This is a genomic window from Sphingobium sp. TomTYG74, from assembly GCF_055393875.1.
Genome location: NZ_AP027341.1, coordinates 1,471,434 through 1,494,711 on the forward strand (window position 1 = coordinate 1,471,434; position 23,278 = coordinate 1,494,711).

General features: G+C 57.2%; 27 protein-coding genes and 2 pseudogenes. 15 read left to right on the forward strand and 14 right to left on the reverse strand.

The window, feature by feature from the left end:
• Positions 1 to 36: 36 nt before the first annotated feature.
• Positions 37 to 531, reverse strand: a complete 495-nt coding sequence (locus tag ACZ5TB_RS07455) for a nuclear transport factor 2 family protein (protein ID WP_464790722.1) — start codon at positions 529 to 531, stop codon at positions 37 to 39.
• A 38-nt stretch (positions 532 to 569) separates the two neighbouring features.
• On the reverse strand, positions 570 to 2,768 hold the full coding sequence (locus ACZ5TB_RS07460) for a TonB-dependent receptor (protein ID WP_464790723.1): 2,199 nt from the start codon (positions 2,766 to 2,768) through the stop codon (positions 570 to 572).
• Between the two features lie 692 nt (positions 2,769 to 3,460).
• Here ACZ5TB_RS07460 and ACZ5TB_RS07465 point away from each other — a divergent pair.
• From ACZ5TB_RS07465 to ACZ5TB_RS07480, 4 genes are all read left to right on the forward strand, one after another.
• Positions 3,461 to 5,182, forward strand: coding sequence for an amidohydrolase (locus ACZ5TB_RS07465; protein ID WP_464790724.1), 1,722 nt, complete (start codon positions 3,461 to 3,463; stop codon positions 5,180 to 5,182).
• A 135-nt stretch (positions 5,183 to 5,317) separates the two neighbouring features.
• A complete protein-coding gene (locus tag ACZ5TB_RS07470) occupies positions 5,318 to 7,120 on the forward strand; it encodes an AMP-binding protein (RefSeq protein WP_464790725.1) in 1,803 nt (600 codons plus the stop codon).
• 8 nt (positions 7,121 to 7,128) lie between these two features.
• Positions 7,129 to 8,094 carry an NAD(P)H-dependent flavin oxidoreductase gene (locus ACZ5TB_RS07475; RefSeq protein ID WP_464790726.1) on the forward strand — a complete coding sequence of 322 codons (966 nt, stop codon included), beginning with the start codon at positions 7,129 to 7,131 and terminating at the stop codon, positions 8,092 to 8,094.
• A gap of 117 nt (positions 8,095 to 8,211) precedes the next feature.
• Complete coding sequence (locus ACZ5TB_RS07480; protein ID WP_464790727.1) at positions 8,212 to 10,065, forward strand: methyl-accepting chemotaxis protein; 1,854 nt, start codon at positions 8,212 to 8,214, stop codon at positions 10,063 to 10,065.
• 200 nt (positions 10,066 to 10,265) lie between these two features.
• Here ACZ5TB_RS07480 and ACZ5TB_RS07485 read toward each other — a convergent pair whose 3' ends face one another.
• Positions 10,266 to 10,523 carry a hypothetical protein gene (locus ACZ5TB_RS07485; protein ID WP_464790728.1) on the reverse strand — a complete coding sequence of 86 codons (258 nt, stop codon included), beginning with the start codon at positions 10,521 to 10,523 and terminating at the stop codon, positions 10,266 to 10,268.
• Positions 10,524 to 11,119: 596 nt separating this feature from the next.
• Here ACZ5TB_RS07485 and ACZ5TB_RS07490 point away from each other — a divergent pair.
• Entirely contained in the window at positions 11,120 to 12,157 is a 1,038-nt protein-coding gene (locus ACZ5TB_RS07490; protein WP_464790729.1) for a tyrosine-type recombinase/integrase, read from the forward strand.
• An 88-nt stretch (positions 12,158 to 12,245) separates the two neighbouring features.
• Here ACZ5TB_RS07490 and ACZ5TB_RS07495 read toward each other — a convergent pair whose 3' ends face one another.
• Both ACZ5TB_RS07495 and ACZ5TB_RS07500 read right to left on the reverse strand, forming a co-directional pair.
• Positions 12,246 to 12,539, reverse strand: coding sequence for a type II toxin-antitoxin system RelE/ParE family toxin (locus ACZ5TB_RS07495; protein ID WP_464790730.1), 294 nt, complete (start codon positions 12,537 to 12,539; stop codon positions 12,246 to 12,248).
• Complete coding sequence (locus ACZ5TB_RS07500) at positions 12,529 to 12,786, reverse strand: type II toxin-antitoxin system ParD family antitoxin (protein ID WP_464790731.1); 258 nt, start codon at positions 12,784 to 12,786, stop codon at positions 12,529 to 12,531. Before ACZ5TB_RS07500 ends, ACZ5TB_RS07495 begins: the two co-directional genes overlap by 11 nt.
• A 447-nt stretch (positions 12,787 to 13,233) precedes the next feature.
• Between ACZ5TB_RS07500 and ACZ5TB_RS07505 the strand changes: the two genes are divergently transcribed.
• Both ACZ5TB_RS07505 and ACZ5TB_RS07510 read left to right on the forward strand, forming a co-directional pair.
• Positions 13,234 to 13,488 (forward strand): type II toxin-antitoxin system ParD family antitoxin, encoded by a 255-nt coding sequence (locus tag ACZ5TB_RS07505; protein WP_464790732.1) that lies wholly within the window; start codon positions 13,234 to 13,236, stop codon positions 13,486 to 13,488.
• A complete protein-coding gene (locus ACZ5TB_RS07510; protein WP_464790733.1) occupies positions 13,488 to 13,784 on the forward strand; it encodes a type II toxin-antitoxin system RelE/ParE family toxin in 297 nt (98 codons plus the stop codon). Before ACZ5TB_RS07505 ends, ACZ5TB_RS07510 begins: the two co-directional genes overlap by 1 nt.
• On the opposite strand, the gene ACZ5TB_RS07515 is transcribed toward ACZ5TB_RS07510, so the two are convergent.
• Positions 13,757 to 14,023: a hypothetical protein gene (locus ACZ5TB_RS07515; protein ID WP_464790734.1), complete on the reverse strand. Its 267-nt coding sequence runs from the start codon at positions 14,021 to 14,023 to the stop codon at positions 13,757 to 13,759. The genes ACZ5TB_RS07510 and ACZ5TB_RS07515 overlap by 28 nt on opposite strands.
• Between ACZ5TB_RS07515 and ACZ5TB_RS07520 the strand changes: the two genes are divergently transcribed.
• The gene (locus ACZ5TB_RS07520; RefSeq protein ID WP_464792510.1) at positions 13,976 to 14,116 is read left to right on the forward strand and encodes a tyrosine-type recombinase/integrase; all 141 of its coding nucleotides are present in this window, start codon (positions 13,976 to 13,978) and stop codon (positions 14,114 to 14,116) included. The genes ACZ5TB_RS07515 and ACZ5TB_RS07520 overlap by 48 nt on opposite strands.
• Before the next feature lie 67 nt (positions 14,117 to 14,183).
• A complete protein-coding gene (locus tag ACZ5TB_RS07525; protein WP_464790735.1) occupies positions 14,184 to 14,369 on the forward strand; it encodes a hypothetical protein in 186 nt (61 codons plus the stop codon).
• 118 nt (positions 14,370 to 14,487) lie between these two features.
• Here ACZ5TB_RS07525 and ACZ5TB_RS07530 read toward each other — a convergent pair whose 3' ends face one another.
• Together ACZ5TB_RS07530 and ACZ5TB_RS07535 are read right to left on the reverse strand one after the other, a co-directional pair.
• Complete coding sequence (locus tag ACZ5TB_RS07530; RefSeq protein ID WP_464790736.1) at positions 14,488 to 14,802, reverse strand: type II toxin-antitoxin system RelE/ParE family toxin; 315 nt, start codon at positions 14,800 to 14,802, stop codon at positions 14,488 to 14,490.
• A gap of 5 nt (positions 14,803 to 14,807) precedes the next feature.
• Entirely contained in the window at positions 14,808 to 15,065 is a 258-nt protein-coding gene (locus ACZ5TB_RS07535; protein ID WP_464790737.1) for a ribbon-helix-helix domain-containing protein, read from the reverse strand.
• Positions 15,066 to 15,316: 251 nt separating this feature from the next.
• Here ACZ5TB_RS07535 and ACZ5TB_RS07540 point away from each other — a divergent pair, with 251 nt between their 5' ends.
• Positions 15,317 to 15,565 (forward strand): ribbon-helix-helix domain-containing protein, encoded by a 249-nt coding sequence (locus tag ACZ5TB_RS07540; RefSeq protein ID WP_464790738.1) that lies wholly within the window; start codon positions 15,317 to 15,319, stop codon positions 15,563 to 15,565.
• Positions 15,562 to 15,867, forward strand: coding sequence for a type II toxin-antitoxin system RelE/ParE family toxin (locus ACZ5TB_RS07545; RefSeq protein WP_464790739.1), 306 nt, complete (start codon positions 15,562 to 15,564; stop codon positions 15,865 to 15,867). Before ACZ5TB_RS07540 ends, ACZ5TB_RS07545 begins: the two co-directional genes overlap by 4 nt.
• Positions 15,868 to 15,972: 105 nt before the next feature.
• On the opposite strand, the pseudogene ACZ5TB_RS07550 reads toward ACZ5TB_RS07545, so the two are convergent.
• A pseudogene (locus ACZ5TB_RS07550) lies at positions 15,973 to 16,110 on the reverse strand (IS3 family transposase); the annotation flags it as partial.
• Between the two features lie 219 nt (positions 16,111 to 16,329).
• Here ACZ5TB_RS07550 and ACZ5TB_RS07555 point away from each other — a divergent pair.
• Positions 16,330 to 16,650, forward strand: a pseudogene (locus tag ACZ5TB_RS07555) (integrase core domain-containing protein); the annotation flags it as partial.
• Between the two features lie 133 nt (positions 16,651 to 16,783).
• On the forward strand, positions 16,784 to 16,945 hold the full coding sequence (locus tag ACZ5TB_RS07560) for a tyrosine-type recombinase/integrase (RefSeq protein ID WP_464790740.1): 162 nt from the start codon (positions 16,784 to 16,786) through the stop codon (positions 16,943 to 16,945).
• Positions 16,946 to 17,149: 204 nt separating this feature from the next.
• Here ACZ5TB_RS07560 and ACZ5TB_RS07565 read toward each other — a convergent pair whose 3' ends face one another.
• The 5 genes from ACZ5TB_RS07565 to ACZ5TB_RS07585 form a co-directional block, all read right to left on the reverse strand.
• Positions 17,150 to 17,548: a type II toxin-antitoxin system death-on-curing family toxin gene (locus tag ACZ5TB_RS07565; RefSeq protein WP_464790741.1), complete on the reverse strand. Its 399-nt coding sequence runs from the start codon at positions 17,546 to 17,548 to the stop codon at positions 17,150 to 17,152.
• Positions 17,538 to 17,672, reverse strand: a complete 135-nt coding sequence (locus ACZ5TB_RS07570; protein WP_464790742.1) for a hypothetical protein — start codon at positions 17,670 to 17,672, stop codon at positions 17,538 to 17,540. The genes ACZ5TB_RS07565 and ACZ5TB_RS07570 overlap by 11 nt, the downstream gene beginning before the upstream one ends.
• Before the next feature lie 274 nt (positions 17,673 to 17,946).
• Entirely contained in the window at positions 17,947 to 19,494 is a 1,548-nt protein-coding gene (locus ACZ5TB_RS07575; protein ID WP_464790743.1) for a hypothetical protein, read from the reverse strand.
• Positions 19,495 to 19,756: 262 nt separating this feature from the next.
• Complete coding sequence (locus ACZ5TB_RS07580) at positions 19,757 to 20,518, reverse strand: class I SAM-dependent methyltransferase (protein WP_464790744.1); 762 nt, start codon at positions 20,516 to 20,518, stop codon at positions 19,757 to 19,759.
• Positions 20,519 to 20,575: 57 nt separating this feature from the next.
• Positions 20,576 to 21,496 carry a class I SAM-dependent methyltransferase gene (locus ACZ5TB_RS07585; protein ID WP_464790745.1) on the reverse strand — a complete coding sequence of 307 codons (921 nt, stop codon included), beginning with the start codon at positions 21,494 to 21,496 and terminating at the stop codon, positions 20,576 to 20,578.
• A gap of 61 nt (positions 21,497 to 21,557) precedes the next feature.
• On the opposite strand from ACZ5TB_RS07585, the gene ACZ5TB_RS07590 reads away from it, so the two are divergent.
• Entirely contained in the window at positions 21,558 to 22,406 is an 849-nt protein-coding gene (locus tag ACZ5TB_RS07590) for a transketolase (RefSeq protein ID WP_464790746.1), read from the forward strand.
• Entirely contained in the window at positions 22,399 to 23,262 is an 864-nt protein-coding gene (locus ACZ5TB_RS07595) for a transketolase family protein (RefSeq protein WP_464790747.1), read from the forward strand. Before ACZ5TB_RS07590 ends, ACZ5TB_RS07595 begins: the two co-directional genes overlap by 8 nt.
• Positions 23,263 to 23,278: the final 16 nt, after the last annotated feature.

A 23,278-nucleotide genomic window follows, 5' to 3' on the forward strand; every position in this document is an offset into this window, starting at 1 on the left:
GCTCTGTAAAAATTGACTTCTTGTTGACAGCGTCAGTCACGGTTTGGCGGGCCGAATGGGGCGTGGTTCATGATCGCTCCAGGCCCTGATTTTGCCATCGACCACCACGAAAACCCCTGTCACACGGAATGGGACCTGCTCTCCCGTTGTCAGCAAGGACGTGTCTTCGCGATCATTCACGACGACATTGCCGCTCTCATAGGCGCTATGGACGCTGATCCGGTAGCGCTGACCGCGAGCGAACAACTCGCGCAGCTTCTGGATGACCGCCGATTTGCCGCGTCCGGCTTCGTCAAATTCACCGAAACTAACGACCGCGTCATCTGCGAACAGATCGGCCAGACTATCGACGTTGGGGGTTGGCGATGCGATACCCGCCAGCAATGCCCCCACCACCGTGCGAGCGGGCACAACCGGCGTTTCGGCCTTTGCGGGCAGAGCTCCCGCGAGGGCGATCAAACCGGTCCATCCTGCCAGGCTCGCCGATGAGAATGCCGACATGAGGCCACCCCGAATTTGCTTCGCCTTCATTCTGCGCCGTACAAATCGACAGATATGTACCCGGAAGGTCATTGTTTGAATATCGCTTGCAGAATGAAGGCGCGGGGCCGCCAGGACGTGCCCGAAAATACGGGCCAGCCCTGACTGGGACGGGTACGAGTGAGAAGCTCGCTGGAATTGAGCAGATTGTCGACATAGAAGGAAAGACTGAAGCGGCCGACGGTCGTACCGATGCGGGCCGTCACATAATCCCGCGCGGGAGGCTTCGTCAAAGCGGGGTCATAAGATGTCGTCGCGGGATCCAACTGAGCGGTCAGACCAGCGAAAGTATCGATATGCTGGTAATCAACGCGCGCGAAGCTCCTGTTGCCCAACGCCTCGAAATTATACTGCCCGCCGACGGCCAGCGTCCATTCAGGAGCGCCCAGAGATTGCCCGCGGCTGACGATCAGCGCTGGCCCGCTCGGCGGCGCGATCGCCTTCGTCAGGCGTGCATCGGTGTAGGCCGCCGCCAGATTGACGTCGAAATCATTGCCGATCGTGGTTTGAAGTTGCAGGTCAAAACCCTTGCTGCGCGCTTCGCCCAGATTATCGATGTAGCGGAAACCGCAGACCGGCAGCGATATAGCCTGCTGAATGCCTGTCCATTTCACATAGTAAACACTGGTGGAAACGCTGACATCGCCCAATTTGTTCTTTGACCCGACTTCATAGTTCCATGTTACGTCCCCATCATAGGATGAAGGGGCTTGATTCAATCCCAATTGCGCCAGATCGGATGCGCATGGCGTCACCGGGATCGGAGCGTTGGCGCCACCGATGCGAAAGCCTTTGGAGGCGGTGGCGTACACCATGTTGTCAGGATCGATCTGGAAAGCAAGGCTGGCGCGGGGAGTGAAAGGCTTTTCGGACTGCTGGCCGGTCGATCCGGTGGGACCACCATTAAGGGGGCCGCCCTGGTCATTCTGGAACTTGATCTTCACCTTCGCATAGCGCGCGCCGAGCGTGAGTTTTAGCCTGTCCACAAATTCCCAGGTCGCCTCGCCAAATATGGCGAGCTGGGTATCCTTGACGCCATTCGTCCCGAAATAGTTCAGGTCTCCTACAAGGGATGAACCGTAATAATCCTCGTAGCTGATGCCATATAACGCCTGGATGAGGCGCTCACCCATGGGATCGACAATCTCTTCATAATTTTTATATCGGTTGTTGCTGTAAAAACCTCCGATAACCCAGTTCAAACGTGAATCAGTGGCTGACTGAACGCGAACTTCCTGAACGAAATTATTCTGACTGTTGTTGATGTGCGCTTCGGAAAAATAATCGCCAATCGGAAGCCTGATCCCCATCGGCGTGCCCAGCGAGCCAAAGTCATTGAGCGTCGGAAGGCCCACCGAGTCATAGAAGCGCGCCAGATAGTCGGTTCCGCTATAACCGGTGCGCTGTCGGCGTCTGAACCAGGAAGTATTGGAAAGAACGGCGACTGCGCCAAGGTTCAGTTCTGCCTTGATGGTCGGCAGATACCAGCTGTCACGGTTCGGCACGACGGTTGCGTCGGTAGTTCGAAAATCGCCCCCGCTGATGTCGGATGCCGCGATATTGAAATAATTCTCTCGCTCCTTCGTATATTGATATTGAAGCGAAGGCGTGATTTCCAGATCACCCAAAGCAAAACGAACGGCGCCGCGCAAGGACACTGTCTTGCGGGAATTGGCGTCTTTCTCGTCGACCTGGTATGTTCGCCAATCGAGCTGGTCGATCCAGCCGCCATCGCGCCGCGCGAAGGCACTGACGCGCACGGCGATCTTGTCCTCGACGACAGGTATATTGAGCGCGACGCCCGTCTCTGCGTCAAAATCACCCTTCGTGATGGCGCCGATTTCGCTGCGGACGTAAATCTTCGTCGAAGACAGCGAGGGTTGGGGCGTGATGTACCGTACGACGCCGCCCTGTGCGCCAGCACCGAACAAGGTTCCTTGCGGACCACGCAGCACTTCGATGCGATCCAGATCAAAGACCGTTGGCAAGGCATTTTGCGAGAGGATACCAATATTCAGAAGCTGAAACGGCGTGTCATCAATGTAGACACCTGTCGTTGGAGCACCAGCGGACGAACTGATCCCTCGTACCGCTACGGTGCGCGTATCGACATCTATGGTGACGCCGGGCAGTTGGCGCTGGAGATCGTTGAAAGTCTTGATGCCCTGCTGATCAAGCTTGGCCTGGCCATAAGCGCTGATGCTGATCGGAACTTTGGAGGCGCGCATTTCCTGCCGCGTCGCTGTGACGACAATATCATTGCCGCTGTCGTTTATACGCGCATCAGACGGCGACGTTGACTGTCCGGCAGGTTGACTATCACCTTGGAGTGGGGCGCCCTGAACTGCTGTAGAAGCAAGGCCCAAACTCACCATTGCTGCACTTGTGAACAAGCATAAACGATGTCTTCCAAGTATCATCGGAATCCCCTTCACACGCCGAATTTTCCCTGAGGGGTTATCCCTCTTCAGGGCGCTTATTCCTCTTAAACGATACGATCTATCGCCCGCGTGCAACAGATTTTTGCACGGTCCTCCCCGGAAGGGGTGCGCAGGCGGGCAACAAAGTGACATGCCTTTGCTGACATTATTTCTTCTTTTAATTCAACAAGTTTTCACCAGAATGGCCGCGATATACCGGGTGCGGTATCGGTGACTCATGACAGGACCAGTGATATTCTGACACCACCCGGACAGCCGTTTACACCATTGCATGGCGAGGCCGAGGGGTAGAAGTAAAATCGCATGTTGCGATCAAGAGGCTCCGGATGACGGACGATACAGTCGGCGAGAGGAAATGGGCTTCATATCTTATACCGTGCCGTTTCTTGTGGTTGGATATTGGAATACTCGGAACGGGCGAAGGAAGATTGTTCGGCGGCGGAACGCGTAATCGAATATATGAAGGACAGGGAACGGGGATGAAAAACCGCAATTGGGTAGGGTTCAGTGGATCGGCCTTGGTGTGGTTACTGTCCACATCGCCTGTTTTTGCAGAGCAAACCTACGCAGATCTTATCGTTACCAACGGCAAGATCGTTACAGTGGACCCAAAGGACAGTATCGTTAGCAGCGTCGCCGTCGTGGGCAACCGGATCGTCGCCGTCAGCGACGACGTCCAGGCGTGGCGCGGCCCCGCGACCAAGGTGGTCGATCTGCGGGGGAGAACCATGCTGCCCGGCTTCATCGACGCGCATTCGCATGTCGAAGGCATGGCCAACGTCGAGGCCAACTTCATCAATATCCAGGCGCCGCCGCTGAAGGATGGCAAGGCGATCATCGCCAAGCTCAAGGAAGCGCAGGCCAAATTGCCGCCGGGCGCATGGCTGGTCGGTCAGGGAACCTATATGCAGGTCATGCCCTCGCGAGCGGAACTCGACGCGGCTTTTCCGGATAATCCCGTACGCCTCGACTGGAGCGCGCACGACAAGCTCATCAATCATAAAGCTGCGGTTGTGATGGGGATGGACAAGAACTGGCCGGAGCCCCCGGCAAGTTCAGGCGGCCGCTATGAACGCAATGCGCAGGGCGAAGTGGTGATCGTGCGGGATGCTCCGGCCCCGTGGCCCAAAAACCATGAGTTCACCTATCCCGAGATGAAGGAAGGCGTGCGAAAGATATTGGAGGACTTTTATCTTAAAAAAGGCGTCACCACCGTCTCCGACATGTCTCCCCCGAAAACCTACCTCGCTTATCAGGAATTGCGCAAGGAAGGCCGGTTGCCGACCCGCGTGCGTGTGAACTATGTCCTCCGAAACCCGAATGCCACGACTTCCCCCATGGAGGGGGCAATTGCCGCAGACCAGCTCTTACCGACCGGCATCACGACCGGGATGGGGGACGACTGGATTCGTGTCGGAGCGATCAAGCTATTCATGGACGGTGCCTGGGGAACGACCGTGGCGCTCTATCGGCCGCAATGGAAAGGTGCTGGTACGACCTGGGTGCCCAACAATTACGGCACACCCATGATGGATCAGAGCCAACTCAATGACATCGTCCTAAAGGTCCGGCAGGCTGGCTGGCAGATTCAAATCCATGCGAATGGCGATCGCGCGCAGGATATGACGCTTACAGCCTACGAAAACGCCAACCGACTGTCTCCGAAAGCCGACGCGAGGGACCGCATCGAGCATTTTGGTCATTATCTGACGATCGACCCTCAACGCACGCAGGAACGATTGGCGCGTTTGCAGCGCGACCATGTCATCCCCTCCCCACAGGTCGCCTTTCTGTGGCGATTGACGGACCTCGGCATGAAGGAACCGAACGTCAAATTTTTCCCGATGAAAACGCTGATTGGTCTCGGCCTGCACCCTCCTGGTGGCGTCGATACCGTGGGCACGCAGAATTTTGCGACATATCCGCTATTTTCCATCGAGCGGGCCGTTCATCGCGACACGAAGTACGGAAAGATCGTGCAGCCGGAGGAAGCGATCAGCGTGATGGACGGCATCCGCATGTTTACGATCTGGTCGGCCGAAGCGAATTTTATGGAAAAGCAGCTAGGTTCGATCGAAACGGGCAAACTTGCTGACTTCGTCGTGCTTGCGCAGGACCCACTGACGATCAACGCTGACAAACTCAGCGACATTCCTGTCGATATGACAATACTGGATGGCAAGGTCGTTTATCAGCGGTGAATGGCAATTTTTAAGTAACTTCCCGCTCCCGTCGACGGACGACGGGGGAGCAGATGTCAATCTGCGCGCAACCGCAATTCCTGATCAGCATCGAATGGAATTTGAAGCGGAAACGGGCAGCCAGAGGAGGTGAGTATGACCGCCAATGACCGGCTTAAGCGGGAGGCGCAGGCCCGTGAACGGATGGCGACCGTGCGGGATCCCATAAATATGCTGCGGATCGTCGCTGATCGTTCGCCTTCCCATGATGCCATGGTTTATTTCAGAAACGCTGAAGATCCTTCGCCAGTTCGCTATGATTATGCCACACTCGCCGAACAGGCGGCCCGGCTGGGCGCGGCTTTGCAGGGGGCGCGGATCGGACCCGATCATGTGGTGGCCATTATCGCCCCATCGATCCCCGAATGCATGATTGCTATCATCGCGGCGTCCTCCGTGGCCGTCGCTTTCCCGGTAAATCTCCTCCTTGGCCCCGAAGCGATGGCGAGCCAATTTGCCTTGGCTAATGTGCGTGCCGTCGTCGCCTTTGGGGCGAATGATAATTCTACGCTGGATGAAACCGTGGCGAATGCCATTGCCCTGGCGGGAGGGGTCGAACTGGTCATCGAAATCGACGGCGGTGCGGGCCGCTCCGGCGCATTGCAGCGCTGTGTGGCGCAATATGCCTGGTGGCCGGATCTTTTAGGATCGGCGGACCCGGCCGCCGTCAGGATCATTCATGGAGATCGTTCTGCGGCATTGTTTCATACCGGAGGAACCACAGGCGCTCCCAAACTGGCTGATTTGAGCCTTGATGGCTTGATGGCTTCCATGCATGCGAGCGCAGCCGGAATCGGCTGGCGCTCGGACGACCGCGTGTTGCAACTGCTTCCCTTTTTCCATGTGGGCGGCGGTGTGGTCGTAGGGATGGCGCTGTTTTCGACGGGATCGACATTGTTGAATTGCGGCCTTGCCGGAGCGCGCGATCGGCAAACCGTCAAGGCAATCTGGGAAATTTCCGCGCGGGAAATAGTCACCGTCATCGCTTTGGTGCCGCCGACTTGGTCGCAGGTCGCCGAACTCGGCAAGCCTGCCCTTTGGCCTGAATTGCGTGCACTGGTGACGGGAGCAACCTCCATCGCACCCTCATTGGTGCGCTGCATCACGGAACTGACCGGCATTCCGCTTTCACAGGTGCTGGGCATGACCGAATTATCAGGTGCGGGGGGCAACCAACCTCTCGACGGAATCGAATATCAGCCAGCCATCGGAAGGCCAGCCCCCCTGGTCGAAACCCAGTTGGTCCCGATCGTGCCCGGCGGCCCTGACGAACTGTATGTTCGGGGACCCATGCTGTTCCGGGGCTATCGGACGGTGGAAGGTTTGATCGAGCATCCGAAAGAGAAATGGCATGCGACCGGCGATCTGGCCGAGATGACGTCAGATGGCCAGATCCGGCTGATTGGCCGCAGCAAGGACGTCATCATCCGCAGCGGCCATAATATCGATCCGCAGACGATCGAGGAAACAATATGTCACCATCCGGCCGTTGCCATGGCGGCGGCGGTGGGGATGCCGGATGTTTATGCGGGGCAGGTTCCCGTGCTCTTCGTTACCCGGAAGCCCGGCACTTTGATCGACGAAGAAGACCTGATTGCCTTTGTAACGCAGCACATCGAGGAGCCGCCCGCCAGGCCGAAACGGATATTCCTTGTTAACAGTTTGCCACTGACCGCCGTCGGCAAGATTGCCCGCTTTCAGTTGCGTCAACAGGCCGTGGCCATGCGCGCTGTTGAAGAGTTGGCGGGATTGTCCAAAGTATTGGACATTTCATGTACCGACATAGGGGCAAGAAACGTAACGGTGATCTGGTCCGCCGATCCCGATGACAAGGAAAAGCGCGAAGCCGAAAATTTGCTGGCGCCATTTGAATTGAATGCCGATCATAAAATCATATAGGCCAGCCGATGACAATAACCAATAACAGCTTGTTTTCGTCCATGCGCCTTCCCGTGATTGGCGCGCCCATGTTCATCATATCCAATCCCGCTCTTGTCATTGCGCAATGCAAAGCGGGCATCATCGGATCGCTCCCTGCTCTTAACGCCCGGCCGCAGGCCTTACTGGACGAATGGCTGAATCAAATTACCGAAGAGCTCGCAGTGTGGGACAGGGACAATCCCGACCGTCCATCCGCGCCGTTCGCCGTCAATCAAATCGTGCACCGGTCGAACGACAGACTTGGCGCAGACATGGATATGTGCGCCAAGTGGAAGGTGCCGCTCATCATTACTTCGCTCGGCTCACGCGAAGATGTGAATGTTGAGGTGAAAGGATGGGGCGGGATTACCTTGCATGATGTGGTCGACGATCGCTTTGCGCGCAAGGCCATTGAACATGGCGCGGACGGATTGATTGCGGTCGCGGCGGGAGCGGGCGGCCATGCTGGCCGACTTTCCCCCTTCGCGCTCATTCAGGAAATTCGCCAGTGGTTCGACGGGCCGCTTGCACTCTCGGGCGCCATGGCGACGGGCCGGGGGATACTTGCCGCTCAGGCCATGGGCGCCGATTTCGCCTATATCGGCTCGGCCTTTATTGCCACGCCTGAGGCAAATGCTGTCCAAAGCTATAAAGATGCGGTGACCCAAGGGTGTGCCCGGGACATCGTCTATTCAAACTATTTCACCGGCGTGCACGGCAATTATTTGAAAAGTTCGATCATTGCTGCCGGATTTGATCCAGAAGACTTGCCGGTCGGAGACCGTATGACGATGAACTTCGGGGGCGACGCTGCGGCCAAGGCATGGAGAGACATTTGGGGCGCTGGACAGGGCATCGGCGCAATTTCAAACGTCGCGCCTGTATCCCAAGTTATCGCGCGATGGCAGGCAGAATATAATACCGGCCTCTCGCGCCTGAAAAAACTGAAATAACCTTGATTTGGTTACGTCAGATTTATTTGCCGAGCGATGACTGAGTTAAGCCGTCGATAACCATTCTGCGCGAAATGGAAGGGAAACAGTGGGTCGTAACAGGGGAGCTTCCACGACGTGCGGCATTCAGCCCGATTGGCAGGCATCCTCAACCGTCTGCCGAGCGCGATCCTTCCCCTTGCGGCGCTTGCGCTGATCGCTCTCCTGACGTGCGGTATGCTCGTGGCCTTGCTCGTTTCCAAGATGGACGATGCTGCGGCCCTCGAAAAGGCACGCATGGTCAAGGGCGCGATAACCCGCGAGGCTACCGCTCTTGTAGCCGAAACCCGCGATTACGGGAAGTGGGACGATGCCGTAGATCATCTATACGGGCATACAGATTATGAATGGGCCGCGTCCAACCTCGGCAGCTCGAAACCTACGTACATCCTCGACGATCGCGGTGCGACGATCTTTGGATGGCGGCCGGGCACAACTATCCCTGGGAACTTGGGGAAGGAAGCTCCAGACGCGCTTCGAGATTTGAAGCGCATGCTCCCGAAAAAGGTGACAGATCGACATAGCATTCCCGTTCACTCCTTCATCAGTCTTTACCGGGGACAACCCGCCTTGTTTGCGGGCACCCCCATCACGCCCTTCTCGGCGAACCGGCTGCTGCCGATTGGGCCGCTGCGTTATGTCGTGGTCGTCCGCCCGCTTGATCCCGAATTGTTTTCCAGTTGGGAGCAGGCCTTTCAAATAACGGGCATCAGCTTCCTGTCGTCCAGCGCGCATGCGGAAAAATCTTCTGGCCATACCCTCGTCAGCCCCTCAGGAACCGATATCGGGCATGTTCACTGGACAGCCGTTCGCCCAGGGTTGGTGGCGCTTGAAAGTCTTTCCTGGTTGCTGGCCACGGCATTCATTCTCTTCCTTCTGTTTTTCCTGGCAGTCTCGCGATCCATTTTACGCACTCATCATTTATTGTTAGAGGGCCGCTTGCGGGCTGAACAAATTTCCGCAGATCGAGAGAGCGCGCGTGCCGCTGCGGATGACGCCCGAAAACAGGCGGAAAGCGCGAGCAGGCAAATCGCCGCTATCGCCGAGAAGCAAGCGCGGGAGGAGGCCGACCATCGCGAAGCATTGAAGAATGCCGCCCATGAGGTCGCCAGCCTACTCTCGGCAAGCGTGGGCGACCTTTCAAGATCATTATTGAGGCAGGCCGACCAGCTTGAAGTAAGTGCGCGCGACACGCTGGCGGCGCTGGCGGAACAACTTGCCGGAACGGCTTTTGTGCGGGATCGCAGCCGTACCTCGGCACAGGCCGTGCATGAGATAGAGGCCCATGTGCAGGATTTGAGTGTCGCAATAGGCCAGATCCACACGCAATCGATCGCCACGCGCAGGAATATGAGCAAGACGGAGATTGAGGCGCGGGCAGTGCTGGGAGCTCACGACCGATTGCAGAGGGAGATCGAAGCGATCGATCTTGCCACCAGAGCCATCCGGCAGATTGCGAGCCAGACCAACATGCTGGCCCTGAACGCAACCTTGGAGGCGGCACGTAGCGGCGAGACGGGAGCCGGGTTCGCAATCGTCGCCGGCGAGATCAAGATATTGGCGACCAAGGCCGGGGCCATGGCAGGACAGATCGAACAGCGCACGGAGGCGGTAAACGCCTCTGCTTCATCGATCGCGTCGTTGCTCAACCTGCTGAACATAGTCGTCCGTGAATTGGAATGCAGCGTGTCGGAAGTGTCCTCGGCTGCCGAGAAGCACCATCAGGGTGCCCGAACGATCCTGGCAAGCAGCCAGAGCGTCGGAGGTGATGCGGAAGCAGTGCATAACGCCATCAGCTCCATTGCCGCAGGTCTTGATGCCGTGAAGGCTAATGCCGAGCACACTCTCAATGTCGGAGCAGCTGTCCGGGTTAGCGCTAGCGAGCTAAGGGAGCAGTTCGATCAGGTAATTGCCCGCCTCCGCGCGGCGTGAAGTTGCCGCCCGGCGTTAGCCGCCTACGCCATTCTGCTGCCGTTTCCGACTTGTTTTCCCCACTGCGGGGAAACTATTCTCCGGTTTGTTCATGCCGCGCCGCGACCCCCGGTGGGTTCCGGCGATTCTCATTGCTGACGTATCAAACCAATCTAGGTCGGCCGCCGGTTCCGCCCTCACATGAGAGCGGGATCTGCAGATCACACAGCCACGCTGTCGACTTGGCTGATGAGTCGCAAGAAGGCCACTTCATCTTCATCGTGGGGCGTTCCATCCGGATCGAAAATGTCGTGAAACCACCGGTCCTTGAGACCTTCAAGATTGGGATTCTCCCACTTGTCCCATGGCAAGTGCGTCTGCGTCTTGCCCCGGACCAGGCCCCAGCAGAAGGTGCCGACTTCATGCTCCTTGGCCACCGGCAGGATCGTTTGAAACGTGCTGCCTGCGGGTCGCGCCATATATTCGGTGCATCGCAGGGGTCGCAAGTTCAATCCTTGCCATGTCCACCATCGAAAACCCCGTCAAATCAACGATTTGGCGGGGTTTTTGTTTGCCTGAAAAAGGCGGCGGACCCTGCCTTGCCCAAGAGATTTTTGGGCAAATTTTGGGCATATGGGCGCCTCTTTGGGCAAATTCTGGGCATGAAAATACCGGGCGACCCCAGCGAAATTCCGATTCGCTGGCGCCTCGCCGACGCGGTCTCGCGAAGCCTCATGATGCGCCGTCATCGACCCACGGACGGGCCGGCACCTCAGTTGCGCGTGAGCCGCACTTTACGGCAGCAAAACGGTGCTGTGCCACGGCAGAACAAGCAATCTCGTCAGCAGGCAAAGGGCGACACCCCGCCTCCGCCCCCCATAGAGCCCGCGATCCTCCGAAACAGACACAAGCCCTTCGGGTCTCGTAACATTCTATACCAGCCCGGCATGGCCACCGCCGGGCATGCACCGGAATGCGCCAGACCTTCACGAAACATGGCGTGCCCCACGTTCAGGAATGCGGATAAAGTCCGTGCGGCGGAGGCGCGAAACTACATGCGACTGGAAAACATCACATGCTCTCAATCCGTACCCGCGGGAAGAAAGGCATATATCATATGCGAGGCTCGGTATCGCTTGGCGACAAGCATATCGAGGTACAGGAGTTCAGCCTAAGGACAGCCGACCGCGACGCCGCAGCTCATCTGATGGCAGAACATGAAACGAAGCTGCGCCACCAACTCATGTTCGGCCCCGCTGCGCTCGTCGCTCAAGGAACTATCGCCGATGCCTTCAACAGCTATCTGTCAAAGGCCAAGCCTCCTTGCGCATCCGACATCTTGCGCATCGGCAAACTCAATGGTCTCATTGGCGACTTCAGCCTGCGCGAGCCGAAGCAGGCGTGGGAGCATTTTCGCCGGGCTTACCTGACCGGCCATGATCCGGGCGGTCAGGACCGCTATCGCTCGGTTTTCCAGGCAGCGATCAATGTCCATCACGATCTGCATGACCTTCCACCGCTCCGGATCAAGGCGATCCCGTTCAACAATGAGCGGGTGCGCTTCCTGAGCAAGGAGGATCGCGATCGGCTGATCGCGGCCTATTCACCGCACATCCAGCCAATCATCACCATGCTGGCTTTCCAGGGTCCGCGGATCCAGACGGCATTGCAGATTCCGTGGGGCGTCGATGGGGTCGATATGAAAGAGAGATCGATCCGGCTCAACCACAGCAAGAACGCTGTCATCAAATCGGTGCCGATGCATTCTCGCGTGTTCGATGTGCTTCGCCCGATCTGGGAAAAACGAGGACAGCCGACAAATGGCCATGTCTTCCTCAACCGGTTTGGCAAACCCTATTCGGACACGCGCAAGGCGAAGATCCCCGGTGGCAACCCGATCAAGAACCAGCATGCGACCGCCTGCACGCGCGCCGGGATCGAGGATTTCACCGTCCATGACTGGCGCCATCACTGGGCATCTCACTGCGTGATGGCGGGGATCGACCTTATCACCATCATGAATATGGGGGGATGGAAATCGCTGCGAATGGTTCAGCGCTATTCCAGCGTCTCCGTGGATCACATGCGCGAGTCCATCAACAGGTTGAGTTGAAGACCACGAGGGGATCGTGGGGCAGGCCGCGTGGTCTGCTCCATTTTGCTTCGGAAACAGATAGGCTAATACGATTCGATAGCGACCCTCACAAATGCCGTTCCGCGTCCTGTTTATTATGAAGGATGCGGATGATTTCAATGCGGTCGCCGTTGTCGCGGAAATAGATCATGTGGGAGCCGCAAGGATGTTTCAGATAGCCCGTACGAACCTCAACCATTCTTCCCCGCCGTGCGTCTGAGGCTAAGGCTCCGAAGGCAGCAACTAGATCATGGTGATAGCTATCAGCCTGCCCAAGCGACCAATTTTTCAGAGTGTAGAGCCAGATTTCTTCCAGATCGGCTTCGGCCAGTGGCGACAGCCAGCAAGTTCTAGTTCCCACGCTGAGTCGCGTGCTTTGCGTGCATCCGCGCTAGAAATGCTTCGCTGTCAAAAGGCTGCGGTTCCCCGGACTGCTCGCCTGCGATAAGGGCATCTTGCAGCCCACGCACTCTGGCCTCATGCTCTTCCAGCAGGCGCAGCCCAGCGCGCACAACATCGCTCGCAGAGCCGTATCGGCCTGCCCGAACCTGATCGTTGATGAAGCTGGTAAAGTGATCGCCGATCGTGACGGACGTATTGCGCGCCATAGCCATATTCCCTTTCGTCACCAGCCACAATATACCAATAAGTAATACAGGACAATGGTCTGCCCAAGGAGGCAAATCATTGACCGGGAGAAGCCGGGCGGCTGGGTGCCGCGTTGAATGCTGCGACCTGAGGCGGAGCCGGAGCAGGCTGAACCCGAGGTGGCGCGCTTGGCGTCAATCATCTCACCAACCAGATGGATCGCGATAGGATTATTCCGCATCTCACATGCGCGATCACTTCCCGCAAAAGAGAGTGGAATGGGCGGATCGGCACCCCAAATCGGCCTGCTGCTTGGCGCCTTTAACTGCGAAAAGGATGCGCCAGCACGCGGTCGAACGGACCCATGTTTCCGAAGGGGGTGAGCTACATGGGTTCCAGTACCCACACTTACCCGCCTTTATCAACTATTGATAAGATGCTATATGTGGAGCGAAGGAGCCACCCATATGATTAGCGCGGATCTCGGACAGCAGCTTGAAACCTTCGTCGCTAGTCTAGTCGCGACGGGGCGTTATAATTCGAAAAGTGAAGTGCTGCGCGAAGGGGTGCGGCTTATTCAGGACCGGGAAACCCGCCTTGCCGCCCTGGATGCATCGGTTGCGCGGGGGCTTGCCGATGCCGATGCTGGCAATACGACGCCTGCGGACGACGTGTTCGAACGCCTTGAAGCCAAGTATCGAGCCATCGGTCCTGCCTCCTGATGGCCGTCCATCTTTCGGCCGAGGCCGAACATGATCTTGAAACGATCGGCGACTATATCGCGCGAGACAATCCAACACGGGCGATCAGTTTCCTACGTGAGTTGCGCGAGAAATGTCTTGGCTTAGGAGACCTGCCCGAACGCTTCCCATTTGTGCCGCGCTATGAAGAGATGGGCGTGCGGCGTCGCGGGCTTGGTAATTATCTGATCTTCTATCGCGTCGAGGTGGAGAAGGTGGTTGTCATCCATATTCTGCATGGTGCCCAGGATTACGGCACAATTCTGTTCCCGGACTGATTGGCCGCTACCTTCGGCCCTCGCTCGTCCCCCATCGCCTCCGCCCCATCTGGGAAGAGCGTGGACGGCCGCTCAAGGGCCACGTTTTCCTCAATCGGTTCGGCAAACCCTATCAGGACACCCGCAAGGCCAAAATCCCCGGCGGCAACCCGATCAAGAACCAGCACGCCACCGCCTGCCAGCGCGCGGGGATAGAGGATTTCGCGGTCCATGACTGGCGCCATCACTGGGCGTCCCATTGCGTGATGGCGGGGATCGATCTCATCACCATCATGAACATGGGCGGCTGGAAGTCGCTGCGTATGGCTCCGGTGAGGGCCGCCTTGCGGTGATCGGGTGATATTTTGACATGGCACCGGTGCAAGCGCCGGTGTTTGCACCGATACTCGGGACGGTGCGATGAGTCAGATCACGGTAATTTCAGGCCCGGAGCGGCGGCGGGTATGGGTCGCTTCATTACTGGCGTCGGGCACGATCGACATCGTGAACGGCCTTCAGCCCATTTATCGACTATGGCCGCTAATGATTCAGGCGCGCCTGTTTGACGAGAGAAACGGCGAGCTGCCGGGTGAGTTTGGCTTCTGATCGTGGGAACGATCCTAAGGCGACGTTCTAACGGCTAATCGCGTTCCAAGCAGCGGACCGACGGTTTAGGGTGCGATCATCCGAAGATCGCGAACAATCCAACCTGGCAGAGTGGGGATCAATTCTTCGCATCCTCTTGGAAACGCTCGATCTGATGCATGCGCTCATGCAAAACGGTGACGATACCGACGGCACCATCGGACAAAACACGCCAATAGACATAATGACGCTCATATCGGCAATAGAAGCCGTCGACGCCGAGTTCCCGAGGGACATCCCGCCAAGCAACGCGGCGTTCGGCAATATCTTCAAAGCGGGCAAAAAGGCCACGAATATAACGCTCGGCCTGGTCCTGTCCCCATCGCTCACGTGTGAAGATGTATATGTCATCGATTCGGCGTCCGGCCGCATGCTGCACGCGATAAATGGTCATGGGCCTTAGTTCTGAGCGTTACGGGCAATGATTGCGTCGGCATCAAGCGGCAGATACTCGCTTTCTGGCACGGCAAATGCGGCGGTCAACTCGGCCTTTAAAAGCGCCAACCGTTCTCTCTCGACCCGTTCTTTGTCACGACGAATCAAGTCTCGAACATACTCGCTCACATTTTCATAGGCACCGGCATCTCCGATGTTAGCGGATACAAAGTCGCTGAGAGAGCCACTGACGCGCACATTAAGGGTCATAGATTTGGACATAGAACCGTTCTCCTGTCCACAAAATAAGGAATAATGAGGACGAGAGCAAGGGGCCATGCGTTGGCAACGGAGCACTGGCAACACGCTGATGTCGATCCTTGTCGTCATTCAACTGCTGATTTTCACTCCCGGTTGCGGCTAGTCCGCTTTCCCGTTCTTGGCACCCAACTCTGGCGCATTACCGCTAACCAGCCACTAGCATCCGCATCGGAGATACGATATGATAAAATCATATTAGAAGGGAGGTAGGCATGGCTGCGAAGGCAATCACGGTAACGCTTGGCGAAATGTTATCGCACGCCGAGCGCCATCTGGCGTCTGGTCGATATGCTTCTATGAGCGAAGTGATGCGAGCGGGTTTGCGCGCGCTAGATCGCGAAGAGGCTGTTTTGGATGAACTGGTGCGCGTCCGGGTTGCGGAAGCCCTAGCTGATCCCCGCCCCTCCACGCCGCTCGACAAGGCATTTGCGCAGATTAGGGCCTCGATCGCCAAGGCATGACCTATAATGTGCAACTGTCGGCATTGGCGATCGAGGATTTGATTGCACTTCACCAATGGGTGCGCGTGGAAGCCGATATTCCCACGGCAGACGGCTATCTTACCAGAATTGAAGATCGCATCGCAGCGTTGGCCGATTTCCCCCATCGCGGATCCCCCGGCGATGACTTGGTGGCCGGTCTGCGGACGCTGACATTCGAGCGCCGCTTATTGATCGCGTATAATGTGGACGGGAAGGTCGTCACCGTCCAGCGTGTCATCAATGCGTTTCGCGACCTGGCGCCGATTCTTCAAAACTCTTAAATTGGGGTATAACTACCTTTCTGGTGCTAACATTTCTTGCCATTCAGGCGGCGAAATCAGCAACCCATTTCTGATCTGCCCCCACTGGGTGGACCAATTGGCTTATTAGTGGATTAAGCTCATCGCCGCCATATCCGGACGGAGGTGGAGCGAAGCGGAACCGGAAGCCGGATATGGCGGTGTCGCCGTTTCCGGGGCCGGTGGTCGATAGCCCAGGCTTCTATGCGGGCGGACGGTGTTGTACAACGCGGCGACGCGACGCCCACGGGAGCGTGGTTCGGGAAGTTCTCTATCCGTGGCATCCCTGGACTGGGTGCCATGTTCACATTCATGAAGCAGTCGAGCGAGCGGGTTCGCATATTTTCCGCTGCAGCAGGACGGGGCCGAGGTCCGACCGGTGCCTCGAGATTCCGGCCTGGATGTTTGACCGGGCGGTTTGCGTCCTGGCGCGCATCGGTGTTTCAGTTCACTTCGCAGGCCTTCTCCGGCGTGCTGCGGGCGGCCGAAGTGAAAATCAGCATGGATGGCAAGAGGCGCTGGATGGACAATGTCTTCATCGAGCGCCTGTGGCGATCGGTGAAGTACGAGTGCGTCTACCTGCACGCCTTCGAGACGGGTGCCGAACTGCGCGCAGGCCTGGCCCGCTGGTTCGCCTATTACAACCATCACCGCCCTCATTCACACCTTGCAGGCAAAACCCCGGCCGAGGCATGCGGGCAAATCGACGCATCAGATCATGGGGGGCATGCCCCCCATGATCTGATCACCAGAATGGCGGCATGAACAACAACCGGATGAGCTTAACTTAGCCGCAAACCTGTCCAAATAGGCGGCACCACCTCAGATCCCCGGCGGCAACCCGATCAAGAACCAGCATGCGACCGCCTGCACGCGCGCCGGGATCGAGGATTTTACCGTGCATGACTGGCGCCATCATTGGGCATCCCATTGCGTGATGGCTGGCATCGACCTCATCACCATCATGAACATGGGCGGATGGAAATCGCTACGGATGGTCCAGCGCTATTCCAGCGTCAGCGTGGATCATATGCGCGATTCCATCAATAAGCTGAGCTGAAGCGTACCGCCACGTTTGAGCCCTCGCGCAGTCATGCCCCCGAAGGGATGGCGGCATGGGGAAGGCAGGATCGAGGGTTTCGAATCCCTCGACCGCCCCAATTTTTCGCAAAATTAGGAAGCATGGCAACGAAATGATATTCCGGCGCGAAGCCAGCGACCCACATCGCTCACACAAGGAGCGTTAACAATATCGACGCTCCACTTAGCCCAGACAGACGATCCAGGGCGCTATGTCGTCCGCGAAATCCTCCTCGCTGATCGAGCCATCGATCAATCCTTCGACCATCCGACCCGCAAGCGTGTCATCGTTCATTGTGATTATGAAGCCGTTGAGTTCGAGGAAGACGCCCATGCCCGCGAAGGCCGTGCGCTTGTTGCCGTCATTGAAGCCATGATTCTTCGCTATCGCGTAGCAAAGCCGCACGGCGAGTGTCAGCAGATCATCGACATCGTCATAATGGAAGAGATTGCGAGGATTGCTCATGGCGCTTTCGACGAGGTTCCGGTCCTTGACCCCCGGGACGCCGCCAAAGCGTTCGATTTGAATGTCATGAATCTTTAGAAGGCGCTCGTAGGAGAGCCACAAGGGCTCAACGGGCAAGGTATTTGAGAGTCTTCTTGTAGCGGTCGCTGAAATCACGAACCGCCTGCTCGAACTCAGCGTCGGTCACTTCGCGAGGTCGCGCCTTCAGCGGAGCGCGACGCGTCTTTTGCACTGATTGCATATCGAGCTCCTTTCTCTCTTATTTGCGTTTATACCGCGGCTAATATGGGTATATTGGCGCGACGGTCAACAAACGGTTTAAAAAAACCGGCCGGAAAATACGGATCCCGTCCCAACGTGTGTGTAGGTTCGTCGGCGATGGAGTAGCGACGCCTTCCGCGCCTACATCTGGCGTATCCCTGGACCAATCAAATAGAAATCGGTCAATTTTGATATAATGTGTAGATATTATACATAGGGAGACCGCTCTCCACCGCAGTGCCGCGCGGCCCACTTCAGCGTAGCGAAACCTCCCCCTTTGTTGGGCTGATCCACAAAAATGCTTGAAGTCGCTGACGTATACGCTGGCGCACTGCTTGCTGCTGCAATGAGGCGGGAGGAACAGGGATCCTGCCCGCCTGGCATTCCGGCGGGCGCAATTTGGAAGCCGGTAGAAGACCGCCAAACTCATAGAAATAATATTCTTGCCCGTTAAAACCCTTGGGGATCTGGAACATCTGCCTGATTTCGTCTGGCGACATTATGATCCTGATATCGCTCAGTATATAATATTTCCCGTAATCTTTTGATAACTTTCTCAGCTGTTGGATTGTCATGGCGTCAGACTTAGGAATCAATTTATTGTCCCACCGGACGAAGTCCTGCTGACAGAACTCTCCCAAACGCGTGAAACGCATGCCATTGAGCAAAGCAACGCCTTGGCCTCTGCTGTCTGGAAAAGAAACCCAATGCTTATCAGTAAGATGCGATCGACGAAGCCATAAGGCAGCTTGCGCCCCGGTGTCGAACGGATAGATCAAATTTACCGCGCCCAGAAAAACGCCGCATGCTGCCGCTATGAAAAGCCATGCCGAAAACAGACGCGAAGGCTCGATACCCATATCTTGCTCACGCCAGAGCAGCACAATGAGAAGCAGCGCGAGAAGAGATAGGTGACGGATTGGGAGCATGTAGACGGACAGGCTGAATAGCAGGCAAACGCCCACGAAACTTGCAAGGGCAATTTGATGATATGGCCTCCTCGGCCTCATCCACCATCCGGCGACCAAGGCAAAGAAGCCGAGGACGCACGCCATGACGACGGGAAAGGTGGTATTCCAGACGAGCCCCTTCTCGCTGAGCGGCAGCGGGAGAAGAAGTTGGGCGAGGTTCGCTAAAAAGACAAAAGCCGTGACGGCCGGATTGTCGGTGGGGGGAATCGCAGGCACCACATCTGGCGCCGGAATGACGGTCCAGGCAGCCAATAGAGAGCTCGCCAACCACAAGGCGGCACCGATCCATGACCAGTTTCGATCGCGCCAAAAGATCACGAGACAGATTAGCGATAGAACACCGAACAGGAAGTCTACCGCGGGCAGAAGAACTATCGCCGCCCAAGCCCACCGACGCTTACGGAATGCCCAAGCAGTCAGAAAAATCAGGACACCAACGGAAAGGCTGCGCGCTATTGTCCCGTAGTCGATGAGAACAAAAGGGCTAAGAGCAAAGAACAGGCGATATCGACGTTCAGGGAAGCTTTGGAAGAGAATTATGGCCTGGATTGCAAGAGCCACAGGTAGCTGAACGGCGACAAGAACCCAAGAAAGGGGTACAATTTCGGCCGTTCCACGGAGTAGAAGGTAATAGAAGGGGGGATGACCTTCGTACCTTAAATTGGAGAGTAGTTGGCCCAAGCTCGGCGATTGCACTGCCAGCTGTAGAGACTGCCATTCGTCAAGCCATGGTTCATGCATCAGCACGAGGGCGGCTTGAAACATCAGAATGATGGCAGTGACGCAAAGCCAAGCGACGGGGGTCTTGGATGCTGACGTACTTCTTCCCATCTGTCCCCCTGCGGCAGCTATGCACCTGCCTTCAATGCATATCTATTCTGCGGTGGGGATCAATATGATCGATCTGCGCCAACCGCATTCAAGGCCAGCCTCGTGAGCTTATGTTCTTTCGCTGCGGTGAGACGGCAACAGTATCGCCGAGGGATATGGCAGGATAACGCCGCGCCGTTTTGACGACATACCGCATGAGCAGACGGTCCCATATGCCTCCCGCATGCATAATAACAACCTTACCTGCGCAGAGGTGAAACCCTCATCGTTTGACGGCCATGATCCCGTATCCAAGACAATCATCTTTGGACCCAAGACCAAAAGCCATTGTGAGATGGGCCAGAAGCAGGAAGGTGAGCGCAAGTGGCAGCAGCGGTAATAGAAAAATGCAGCTCAGCAACCGAAAGCGGGACGGCTGAATCAGACGAAGCGCCACGACTATCAACTTGTTCGCTATCACCGCTATGTCGTTGCCGCGCTCGTCGATGTTCACATGGTCGAATGTTTTGAACATGTCCTGCAAGGCGTAGCGCGAAAATCGGTAGAAATCATAGGGAGCATAATGGACGCGCGCGGAAAAGGGCACGGTAGCGATCAGCCTTCCTCCCGGCTTCAGGACGCGCTCGATTTCAGCAATCAATGCGGAAGGTTCAGGAGAATGTTCCATCACTTCGGTACAAAGCACGGTGTCGAAAGTCGCATCAGCAAAAGGAATGCAGCGGCCGTCGAATGAAATCACCTCTTCATGCCCCAGCATCTTGAAAGCGCTCGCTTGCGGCACATCGATGCCGACATATTTCAGTTCCTGCGGCAGGAAGCTTCTGTACGGCATTTCGCCGCATCCCACATCAAGCAGGCTACCACGCAGATTCGGAAGCTGCGGTCCCAGAAACGTCCAAATCGTACCCAGTTGAAGATCCACCAGGCAGCGTAGCCTGAAAGCAAGTCTGGATCGCAGCGACGAACCGAAGCGTAACGGAACGGGTTGGAAATGTTCGATACTGTCTCTGGCGACGTCAAACATGTGCAAATCCGATCCACATGGTTGGTGAGGGCGAAATTTGAGGAACCGCCGCCTTGCTCACAGCGGTTTGAAACCCCAACTCATGAAATTACCAACGTTGATCGAAAGCCGTCGGCGATCCATGCTGGAACTCCGCAGCATAGCCGTGAGTGCGTATTTCAGCTTGTCAGGAAACGGAACCAGCCGCAGCCAATAGCTGGGCCGATAGCTGTTGCGGAAGCTGGCCCCGCCGACCGACGCATAGCCATGATGTTGCAGTAAATTTTTCGCGCTCTCGGCCGAAAAAAGTTGCATATGCTCTATATCGACAATCGGCGACCGCCGACCAAGCAGCCGGTTGAGCCAAGCACGCCGGTCATGTGTCACGCCGACAAACACGCCGCCCGGCTTTAGCAGACGAATAGCCGACGCAACCAAGGCGCCCGGGTCCTGTACATGCTCCAAAGTCATGAAGCAGCAAATGAGATCGAAGCTTTCGGGAGCGAAATCCGCCTCCTGGAAAATGCCCTCGCGTATCCAGCCCTGCCGATGGGGCGGCGCGGCGGCAATCGCTGCACTAGAAGGTTCTATCCCGATCAACTGCGAAAATCCGAAGCCTTTAAGGCGCTCGAGAAATGCCCCGGTTCCCGTCCCGATCTCCAGCGCCACGCCCCGGCCGTTCAATCGCCCAAGTACGGGCGCAAGCGCGCGGACATATGCATCGGCGGCATCTTCCGCCTCTTCTGCACTATCATAGTCAGCTGCATGATAGCTTGCAGCCAGCGATTCCACGCTTGGCGGTCGATCCACATAGGCAAGGTCACACGACCTGCAACGCACCATCGCGTGGCTCATATATTCCGGCACCTTGCGCGAGGCGAAGCTGGATGCGCTGACCCGGCTTTCGTCACGCGTGTCGGATAGAAAAGGCTCAGCCTGATCTGGTCCCGCTCCGCAAAGGGGACATGGGCGAGTTGTGACGATGGCTTCCTGTATCATGACATCCGGTTAGCGGATCTTGGTTGAGCAAATCTTAACCATATCCGACGAAATTGCCGTCATGAAAGAAGCGCCCCTTGTCGCGGCCGAACCGCACAACACAAAAGCACTGGCTCAGCGTATCCGGTGCCAAGCCCTGCATATGGTTACACAAGCGAGGGCGTCGCATATCGGATCGGCGCTTTCCATCGCCGACATCATTGCGGTCCTCTATGGCCGAGCACTGAGAGTAAGCCCGGCAGCACCGCGCCATTCGGAGCGGGATCGCTTCATTCTCTCAAAGGGTCATGCCTGCGTTGCAGTCTATGCGGCATTGGCTGAAACCGGCTTTATCGACCGCGCGCTGCTTGGCACCTATGGCGCCGATGGCTCGATGCTGATGGCACATATCAGCCATAAGGTTCCCGGCGCGGAATTCTCCACCGGAGCACTTGGTCACGGCCTTCCCTTCGGCACCGGAAAAGCATTGGCAGCGAAGCGGCGTGGGCAGTCCTGGCGAACGATTGTCCTCACCAGCGATGGAGAATGGGGCGAAGGCAGCAATTGGGAGGCCGCGCTGTTCGCTGCGCATCACGGTCTCGACAACCTCATCTGCATTCTCGATTACAACAAGCTGCAGAGCCTGCGGAGCGTTGACGAGACGCTGCGGCTCGAACCGCTGCACTCCAAATTCGAAGCCTTTGGCTGGGCCGTGCGGGAAGTGGACGGCCATGACCATGGCGCGCTGATCGATGCGCTGGAGGGGTCGCCCTGGCAGGTGAACAAACCAATGATGCTGATCGCCCATACGACCAAGGGTAAGGGCGTCAGCTTCATGGAGAATAAGGTGGAGTGGCACTACCGCAATCCCACGCCGGAACTTCTCGCGGAAGCGTTAGCCGAGATCGAAAGGGAAGCTCTGGATGCGTAATGCCTTTATCGAGGAACTGGTGACACTCGCCGAGGCGAATGACCACATCGCTCTAATCGTTGGCGACCTGGGCTACAGCGTGATCGAGGAATTCGCCGATCGCTTCCCCGACCGCTTCATTAACGCTGGGGTCGCGGAGCAGAATATGACGGGCCTAGCGGCGGGAATGGCGAGCGAGGGCTATCATGTTTTCACTTATTCCATCGCCAACTTCCCGACTTTCCGTTGCGCCGAGCAGATCAGGAACGATGTCGATCATCATCGCCTGCCTGTAACTGTGGTCGCGGTAGGCGGGGGTGTGGCTTATGGCGCGCTTGGCTATTCGCATCATGCGGTGCAGGACTATGCGATGATGCGAGCGATGCCGAACATGGTCATCGCCGCTCCTGGCGATCCACTCGAAACGCGGGCGTGTCTCCGCTGGCTGGTGGCCAATCCTGGCCCTTCCTATCTGCGTCTGGGCAAGGCGGGAGAACCGCGTTTTCATCAGAGCGTGCCTGATGTGGCACCGGGCAGATGGGTTCCGGTCCATAATGGCGATGGCGATGCGATCATGCTTTCGACGGGAGCGGCGCTGGGCGCTGCGATCGCTCGCGCGGATGGGCGGGCCGTATGGTCGCTGCCCCTCTGGAGCATGGCGGCGAAGACGGACCAGCCTGAACAGCTGGCGCGGCATGGACGGGTCATAACGCTGGAGGATCATCTCGCCGACGGCGGCTTCGGGTCCTGGCTGACCGAATCGGTGGCGGGCACCCCTGCGGCAGCGCGGATTGAGCCGATCGCCCTGTCACCTGAGATCTGCGACATGGTTGCCAGCCAGGCGACACTCAACCGGATCGGCGGCCTCACTCTCTAACGCTTTCTTTACCATC

Excerpts from the sequence above, each read along its gene's own strand:
- ACZ5TB_RS07455 (WP_464790722.1), bottom strand. The coding sequence starts at position 531 with ATGAAGGCGAAGCAAATTCGGGGTGGCCTCATGTCGGCATTCTCATCG.
- ACZ5TB_RS07570 (WP_464790742.1), bottom strand. The coding sequence starts at position 17,672 with ATGCAATCAGTGCAAAAGACGCGTCGCGCTCCGCTGAAGGCGCGACCT.
- ACZ5TB_RS07525 (WP_464790735.1), top strand. The coding sequence starts at position 14,184 with ATGAGTCAGATCACGGTAATTTCAGGCCCGGAGCGGCGGCGGGTATGG.
- ACZ5TB_RS07500 (WP_464790731.1), bottom strand. The coding sequence starts at position 12,786 with ATGGCGCGCAATACGTCCGTCACGATCGGCGATCACTTTACCAGCTTC.
- ACZ5TB_RS07485 (WP_464790728.1), bottom strand. The coding sequence starts at position 10,523 with ATGGCGCGACCCGCAGGCAGCACGTTTCAAACGATCCTGCCGGTGGCC.
- ACZ5TB_RS07490 (WP_464790729.1), top strand. The coding sequence starts at position 11,120 with ATGCTCTCAATCCGTACCCGCGGGAAGAAAGGCATATATCATATGCGA.
- ACZ5TB_RS07535 (WP_464790737.1), bottom strand. The coding sequence starts at position 15,065 with ATGTCCAAATCTATGACCCTTAATGTGCGCGTCAGTGGCTCTCTCAGC.
- ACZ5TB_RS07575 (WP_464790743.1), bottom strand. The coding sequence starts at position 19,494 with ATGGGAAGAAGTACGTCAGCATCCAAGACCCCCGTCGCTTGGCTTTGC.
- ACZ5TB_RS07585 (WP_464790745.1), bottom strand. The coding sequence starts at position 21,496 with ATGATACAGGAAGCCATCGTCACAACTCGCCCATGTCCCCTTTGCGGA.
- ACZ5TB_RS07590 (WP_464790746.1), top strand. The coding sequence starts at position 21,558 with ATGAAAGAAGCGCCCCTTGTCGCGGCCGAACCGCACAACACAAAAGCA.
- ACZ5TB_RS07505 (WP_464790732.1), top strand. The coding sequence starts at position 13,234 with ATGATTAGCGCGGATCTCGGACAGCAGCTTGAAACCTTCGTCGCTAGT.
- ACZ5TB_RS07465 (WP_464790724.1), top strand. The coding sequence starts at position 3,461 with ATGAAAAACCGCAATTGGGTAGGGTTCAGTGGATCGGCCTTGGTGTGG.
- ACZ5TB_RS07595 (WP_464790747.1), top strand. The coding sequence starts at position 22,399 with ATGCGTAATGCCTTTATCGAGGAACTGGTGACACTCGCCGAGGCGAAT.
- ACZ5TB_RS07475 (WP_464790726.1), top strand. The coding sequence starts at position 7,129 with ATGACAATAACCAATAACAGCTTGTTTTCGTCCATGCGCCTTCCCGTG.
- ACZ5TB_RS07460 (WP_464790723.1), bottom strand. The coding sequence starts at position 2,768 with ATGCGCGCCTCCAAAGTTCCGATCAGCATCAGCGCTTATGGCCAGGCC.
- ACZ5TB_RS07530 (WP_464790736.1), bottom strand. The coding sequence starts at position 14,802 with ATGACCATTTATCGCGTGCAGCATGCGGCCGGACGCCGAATCGATGAC.
- ACZ5TB_RS07540 (WP_464790738.1), top strand. The coding sequence starts at position 15,317 with ATGGCTGCGAAGGCAATCACGGTAACGCTTGGCGAAATGTTATCGCAC.
- ACZ5TB_RS07545 (WP_464790739.1), top strand. The coding sequence starts at position 15,562 with ATGACCTATAATGTGCAACTGTCGGCATTGGCGATCGAGGATTTGATT.
- ACZ5TB_RS07470 (WP_464790725.1), top strand. The coding sequence starts at position 5,318 with ATGACCGCCAATGACCGGCTTAAGCGGGAGGCGCAGGCCCGTGAACGG.
- ACZ5TB_RS07510 (WP_464790733.1), top strand. The coding sequence starts at position 13,488 with ATGGCCGTCCATCTTTCGGCCGAGGCCGAACATGATCTTGAAACGATC.
- ACZ5TB_RS07515 (WP_464790734.1), bottom strand. The coding sequence starts at position 14,023 with ATGGGACGCCCAGTGATGGCGCCAGTCATGGACCGCGAAATCCTCTAT.
- ACZ5TB_RS07580 (WP_464790744.1), bottom strand. The coding sequence starts at position 20,518 with ATGTTTGACGTCGCCAGAGACAGTATCGAACATTTCCAACCCGTTCCG.